6 protein-coding genes are annotated in these 5,623 nt (G+C 72.9%); 4 read left to right on the top strand and 2 right to left on the bottom strand.

Annotated features, from left to right (window positions below):
• Positions 1-265 precede the first annotated feature (265 nt).
• The 3 genes from TSO221_RS32545 to TSO221_RS32535 all read left to right on the top strand — a co-directional run bounded on the left by TSO221_RS32545 (position 266) and on the right by TSO221_RS32535 (position 2,867).
• A complete protein-coding gene (locus TSO221_RS32545) occupies positions 266-1,093 on the top strand; it encodes a sulfite exporter TauE/SafE family protein (protein WP_109122618.1) in 828 nt (275 codons plus the stop codon).
• Positions 1,093-1,926, top strand: a complete 834-nt coding sequence (gene modD / locus TSO221_RS32540) for a ModD protein (RefSeq protein WP_109122617.1) — start codon at positions 1,093-1,095, stop codon at positions 1,924-1,926. The genes TSO221_RS32545 and modD overlap by 1 nt, the downstream gene beginning before the upstream one ends.
• Positions 1,927-2,024: 98 nt before the next feature.
• Entirely contained in the window at positions 2,025-2,867 is an 843-nt protein-coding gene (locus TSO221_RS32535) for a hypothetical protein (RefSeq protein ID WP_109122616.1), read from the top strand.
• A 263-nt stretch (positions 2,868-3,130) separates the two neighbouring features.
• Here TSO221_RS32535 and TSO221_RS32530 read toward each other — a convergent pair whose 3' ends face one another.
• Positions 3,131-3,793, bottom strand: a complete 663-nt coding sequence (locus TSO221_RS32530) for a Fe2+-dependent dioxygenase (RefSeq protein ID WP_109122615.1) — start codon at positions 3,791-3,793, stop codon at positions 3,131-3,133.
• Positions 3,794-3,882: 89 nt separating this feature from the next.
• Between TSO221_RS32530 and TSO221_RS32525 the strand changes: the two genes are divergently transcribed.
• Positions 3,883-5,142 (top strand): cytochrome c peroxidase, encoded by a 1,260-nt coding sequence (locus TSO221_RS32525; RefSeq protein ID WP_109122614.1) that lies wholly within the window; start codon positions 3,883-3,885, stop codon positions 5,140-5,142.
• 102 nt (positions 5,143-5,244) lie between these two features.
• On the opposite strand, the gene TSO221_RS32520 is transcribed toward TSO221_RS32525, so the two are convergent.
• On the bottom strand, positions 5,245-5,623 hold a 379-nt coding region (locus tag TSO221_RS32520), incomplete at its 5' end, for an energy transducer TonB (protein WP_146208982.1).

Here is a 5,623-nt window from a genome sequence, read left to right as displayed (position 1 = left end):
AGACCGCGTCGCCCTCCTGCTCGCGCACGGTGTCGCCGAGCAGCCGGCCGAGCAGCCGGATGTCCTCGCGCAGCGGGCCGTCCTTGTCGGCGGCGCCGGTGGACAGGGGAGCGGAATTGAGCAGGGTCTGGGACATGGCGGTCGCTCTGGCGTGTGCGGAATGTGATACGGAGAGTTACCCGTATGCGGCAGAATGTCACGTGCTGCATTGCAATGAACAGCCATCTTTTTACGGTGTGGCACGCCGCCGTGCTAGGCTCGCCGCATGATCGACACCGCGGACGACGACGGATCCCGGACGCGCGGCCGGCTGGCGGCCTTCGGCGGCGGCGCCGTCATCGGCGCGCTGGGCGGGCTGATCGGGCTGGGCGGGGCGGAGTTCCGCCTGCCGCTGCTGATCGGCGCCTTCCGCTTCGCGGCGCTGGAGGCGGTCATCCTCAACAAGGCGATGAGCCTCGTCGTCGTCGCGGTCGCCCTGCCCTTCCGCATGGGCGCGGTGCCGCTGGACGCGATGGCGGCGCGCTGGGACGTGATCGTCAACCTGCTGGCCGGCAGCCTGCTCGGCGCGTGGCTGGGGGCCGGCTGGGCAACGCGGCTGAAGAGCGAGTCCCTGTACCGGGTGATCGCCGCGCTGCTGGTGCTGATCGCCGGGGCACTGCTCTTCGGACACGGCGGTGCCGGCGGCGCGCCGCTGGCGACCGGCTGGGCGCAGGCGGCGGCCGGCGTCGCGGCCGGCTTCGGCATCGGCGTCGTCGCCTCGCTGCTCGGCGTGGCGGGGGGCGAGTTGCTCATCCCCACCCTGGTCCTGCTGTTCGGCGCCGACATCAAGCTGGCCGGCAGCCTGTCGCTGGCGGTCAGCCTGCCGACCATGCTCGCCGGCTTCGCCCGCTACAGCCGCGACCGCAGCTTCCTGGTGATCGGCCGCAACCGCGGCTTCGTCCTGGTGATGGCGGCCGGATCGGTGCTCGGCGCCTTCGTCGGCGGCCGGCTGCTGGGGATGGTTCCCAGCGCCGTGCTGTTGCCGCTGCTGGCGGGGATCCTGCTGCTCTCCGCCGCCAAGATCTGGCGCCACGCCCAACCACGGAGCCGCTGATGCTGTCCGACGCCCGCCTCGACGAGTTGCTGTTGCAGGACGCGCCGCACGGCGACCTGACCACCGAGGCGCTGGGCATCGGCGGTCTCCGGGGGCGCATCGCCTTCGCGGCGCGCGCCGACATGGTGGTCTGCTGCAGCGAGGAGGCGGCGCGGATGCTGGAGCGCTGCGGCGCCACCGTTGGCGCGGTGACGGCGAGCGGCACGGCGCTGGCCGCGGGCGAGGTCTTCCTGACCGCCGAGGGGCCGGCGGCGGCGCTGCACCACGCCTGGAAGGTGGCGCAGACGCTGGTCGAGTACGCCTCGGGCATCGCCACGCGCACGCGGCGCATCGTCGCCGCGGCGCGCGCCGTGGCGCCGGGCATCGCCGTCGCCTGCACCCGCAAGAACTTCCCCGGCACCAAGGACGTCGCCGTGCGCGCCGTGCGGGCCGGCGGGGCGCGCATGCACCGCCTGGGCCTGTCGGAGACGCTGCTGGTCTTCCCCGAGCACCGCGCCTTCCTCGATCCCGCCGACGGCGACTGGCTGCGCGCCCTCAAGGCGCGCGAGCCAGAGCGCAAGGTGGTCGTCGAGGTCGCCGACGCCCACGACGCGCTGGACCTGCTGCGCGCCGGGGCCGACGTGCTGCAACTGGAGAAGCTGGCGCCCGACGCGGTGGCCGCCGTGGTGGCGCTGACCCGCGACCGCGTGCCGCCGCCCGTCGTCGCCGCGGCCGGCGGCATCGACGAGGGCAACGCCGCCGCCTACGCCGCCACCGGCTGCGCGGTGCTGGTCACCTCCGCCCCGTTCTTCGCCCGGCCCAGCGACGTGAAGGTCACGCTGACCGCCGCCTGACTTCCTTCGTATACCTCCCTTTACGCTTGCATTGCCGCGCTGTTCGCGGTAAGTGCGATTGAGAGTTATTCTCAATAAAACAAAGGGAGAGGCGAGACATGCGGAAGACGACGACGAAGCTGTGGATCGGGCTCGGCACCGTGGCGCTGCTGGGCGCCGGGGCTGCGCAGGCGGCGAATATGGGCGCGGCGGACCACGGAACGCACCACCCGGCGGCCCCGTATCAGGTCGCGGCGACGCAGGGCGGCGAGGGTGGCGAAGGCGGTGAGGGCGGCGAAGCCGGCCACGAGCACGACGCCTTCTCCAAGGTCTCGGCCGACGAGGCGCTGGTCGGTCGGCTGCTGCTGCTGAAGGGCCACCTGCAGGTAGGCTGGAGCCTGTACGAGGCCGGCCGGCCGGACGACGCGGCCCCCCACTTCCTGCACCCGGCCGAGGAGATCTACAAGGACATCAAGAAGCCGCTGTCCCGCAAGAAGATCCCGCAGTTCGAGAAGGAGCTGGGCGCGCTCGCCACCCTGGTCAAACAGAAGACGCCGGCCGCCGAGGTCGCGCCGAAGCAGGCGGCGCTGCTGGCGACCGTCGACAAGGCGATCGGCAAGGCCGGCAAGAACAGCGCGCGCTTCGTGATGAGCGTGGTGCCGGCCGTGCTCGACCAGGCGCAGGACGAGTACAAGGAGGCGCTGGAGGGTGGCCGCATCGCCAACGCGGTCGAGTACCAGGACGCCAGCGGCTTCGTGCTCGCCGCCCGCGACTACGCCAACGGCCACGCCAAGGCGCTGGGCGCCAAGGACGCGGCGGCGCAGGGCAAGCTGACCGAGTATCTGGGCGAGCTGGCGAAGGCCTTCCCCTCCGCCGTGCCGCCGCAGGCCCCCGTCGTGGAGCACGGCGCCTTCCAGGCCACCGTGTCGCGCATCGAGCTGCTGAAGGGGTCGTTCCGCTGATTGGGCGTGAAGTCGATAAAGCCCCTCCCCCCTTGCTCTCGCGCAAGCTTTGCTTGCGCTGCCGCGACAGGCGGATCCTCCGGATCCGCCGAGAGCGGGGGAGGGGTTGGGGAGAGGAGGAAAAGCTCCCTCCATTCCGGAACCGGGTCACCACGAAGACACGAAGACACGAAGGTGGCAGGCGCGCGCTCCCCACCTTCGTGCCTTCGTGTCTTCGTGGTGAAAGAGTTTTTCAGCGCTCCGCGCCGCCGCTTCTCCCCGCCCTACACCTCCGCCCAGCGGCGCAGCAGGTTCGCCAGGCTCTTGGAGATCAGGTCGAACTCGGCCGTCTTGCCCTGCGCCTGGAACAGCGCACGCCGCGCGCGGTCGAGGTCGAACAGGATCTCGCGCTGGCCGGGGTCGCGCACGACGCTCTGCGCCCAGCCGACCACCACCAGCCGCTCGCCGCGGGTCACCGGCGCGACGCGGTGCAGCGCGCCGGACGGGTAGACGATGCCGGCGCCGGGCGGCAGCTTGTAGGCCTCCTCGCCGGCGCTGGTCTCGATCACCAGCTCGCCGCCGTCGTAGCTGTCCGGATCGTTGAGGAAGATGGTGAACGACACATCGGTGCGCAGGCCGTGCATCACCGCGTCGTCCACGTGCGCGCCGTACTGCATCCCCTCCTTGTAGAGCGAGACGATCACCGGCGTCAGCGCCTTCGGCCGCACCGCCAGCTCGAACAGCTCGTGCCGGCGCACCGTGTCGGTCAGGTGCGCGCGCAGCTCCGTCATCCGCTTGTCGGTGCCGGAGAGCTGCAGGTTCTCCTTGACCAGCCGGGCGTGCCAGCCCGCCGTGCTGCGGCCATCGACGAACGGCGCGCCGGCCAGCGCCTCGCCCAACGCTTGCACCTCGCCCGGCGGCAGGAGATCGGCTATGCACAGGATCATGGGGCCTCCTCGATCGGGCGGCGAGCATTCCACGCCGACGCCGGCGCCGCAACGCCGAAGCATCCACCGTTGACGTCCAGGTTCATGCCATGAAGCGCGCCCTGCTCCCCCTCGCCGCCCTGCTGCTGGCCGGCACCGCGACGGCCGCCGACCTCACCGCGCTGCGGCGCCCGGCGACCGTGCCCTTCCCGGCGGAAACACCCTATTCCGCGGCCGTGGTCCGGCTGGGCGAGCGGCTGTTCCACGAGCCGGCGCTGTCCGGCGCCGGCGACCGCTCCTGCGCCAGCTGCCACGAGCCGGCCAAGGGCTTCCACGACGGCCGCCGCAGCGCCGACGGGCTGGACGGCAGGCCGCTCGACCGCCGCACGCCGTTCATCGCCAACCTCGCCTGGGGCGAGCGCTTCTTCTGGGACGGCCGCGCGGCCAGCCTGGAGGAGCAGGCGCTCGGCCCCGTGCAGAACCCGCGGGAAATGAACCAGACGCTCGACGGCATGGTGGCGGCGCTGTCGGCCAATCCCGCGTACAAGGCGCTGTTCGCCACCGCCTTCCCGGACGAGCCGCGCGTCACGCCCGGCACCGTCGCCCGCGCGCTCGCCGCGTTCGAGCGCACGCTGCTGTCCGGCGTCGCGCCGTTCGACCGTTGGGCGGCCGGCGACGAGGGCGCGGTGCCGGAGGCCGCCAAGCGCGGCTTCGCGTTGTTCACCGGCAAGGCCGGCTGCGCCAACTGCCATTCCGGCTGGGTCTTCACCGATCACGCCTTCCACGACATCGGCCTGCCCGGCGACGACCGCGGCCGCGGCGCCGTGCTGGGCGAGGCGAAGCTGAACCACGCCTTCAAGACGCCGGCGCTGCGCGACGTCGGCCGGCACGCGCCCTACATGCACGACGGCTCGCTGGCCACGCTGGAGGCGGTGCTCGACCACTACGCCGGCCGCGTCATCGACCGCCCCACCCTGTCGCCCGACCTGCCGCGCCTGACGCTGGCGGCGGACGAGAAGGCCGACCTGCTGGCCTTCCTGCGCAGCCTGGACGCCGACGCGCCGCCCCCGGCGCTGGTGCCGGAGACCGCCGTCACCACCGTCGCGGCGCTGACCGCGCCGCCGGAGATCGGCCAGCGCGACAAGCGCTTCAGCCTGTCCGCGGTGCGGATCAGGGCCGGGCAGGCGCTGCGGGTGCACAACAACGACGTGCGCGACCACAACGTCCGCTACGAGCGCGACGGCCGTGAGTTCAACAGCAGCATCCAGGAGCCGGGGCAGAGCGTGTCCGTGCCGTTCACCGAGGCCGGCACCTATCGCGTGTTCTGCGGCATCCACCCGAAGATGAAGCTGCGGGTGGACGTGGAGTAGTATTGCCCCCCCCCCCTGACCCCTCCCCCGCTGCGCAGGGGAGGGGAATGGCGGCACCCTCCCCTGCGCAGCGGGGGAGGGCCGGGGTGGGGGCAAGTACGTTCACCGCAACGCGAACTCCACCGGCACCACCAGCTCGATGCGGTCGGACGCGATCTCCGGCGGCGGTGCCGGAAGCGGCGAGGCGCGGCGCACCATCTCCTCCGTCTCGCCGTCGAGGATCGTGTGCCCCGAGCCGCGCTCCAGTTTGGCCGACAGCACATTGCCCTGCCGGTCGAGCACGACGCGGACCTGCGCCACGCCCTCCAGCCGCTGCAGTTGCGCCGCGCGCGGGTAGCGCTTGTAGCGCTCCAGGTGGCGCAGCAGCGCGCCGCGCCAGGACGCGACCACCGAGGCCGGCGGGCTGGCGGGGGCCGCCGCGGGGGCCGGGGCGGCCGGTGGCGCGGGGGTGGCGGGAGCGGCCGGCACGGGCGGCGCCTCC

This window comes from Azospirillum sp. TSO22-1 (assembly GCF_003116015.1).
In the GTDB taxonomy this organism is placed as follows: domain Bacteria; phylum Pseudomonadota; class Alphaproteobacteria; order Azospirillales; family Azospirillaceae; genus Azospirillum.
Note: the sequence above shows the minus strand (reverse complement) of the source record. Positions and strands in the feature narration are given on the sequence as shown.

Excerpts from the sequence above, each read along its gene's own strand:
- TSO221_RS32545 (WP_109122618.1), top strand. The coding sequence starts at position 266 with ATGATCGACACCGCGGACGACGACGGATCCCGGACGCGCGGCCGGCTG.
- modD (WP_109122617.1), top strand. The coding sequence starts at position 1,093 with ATGCTGTCCGACGCCCGCCTCGACGAGTTGCTGTTGCAGGACGCGCCG.
- TSO221_RS32535 (WP_109122616.1), top strand. The coding sequence starts at position 2,025 with ATGCGGAAGACGACGACGAAGCTGTGGATCGGGCTCGGCACCGTGGCG.
- TSO221_RS32530 (WP_109122615.1), bottom strand. The coding sequence starts at position 3,793 with ATGATCCTGTGCATAGCCGATCTCCTGCCGCCGGGCGAGGTGCAAGCG.
- TSO221_RS32525 (WP_109122614.1), top strand. The coding sequence starts at position 3,883 with ATGAAGCGCGCCCTGCTCCCCCTCGCCGCCCTGCTGCTGGCCGGCACC.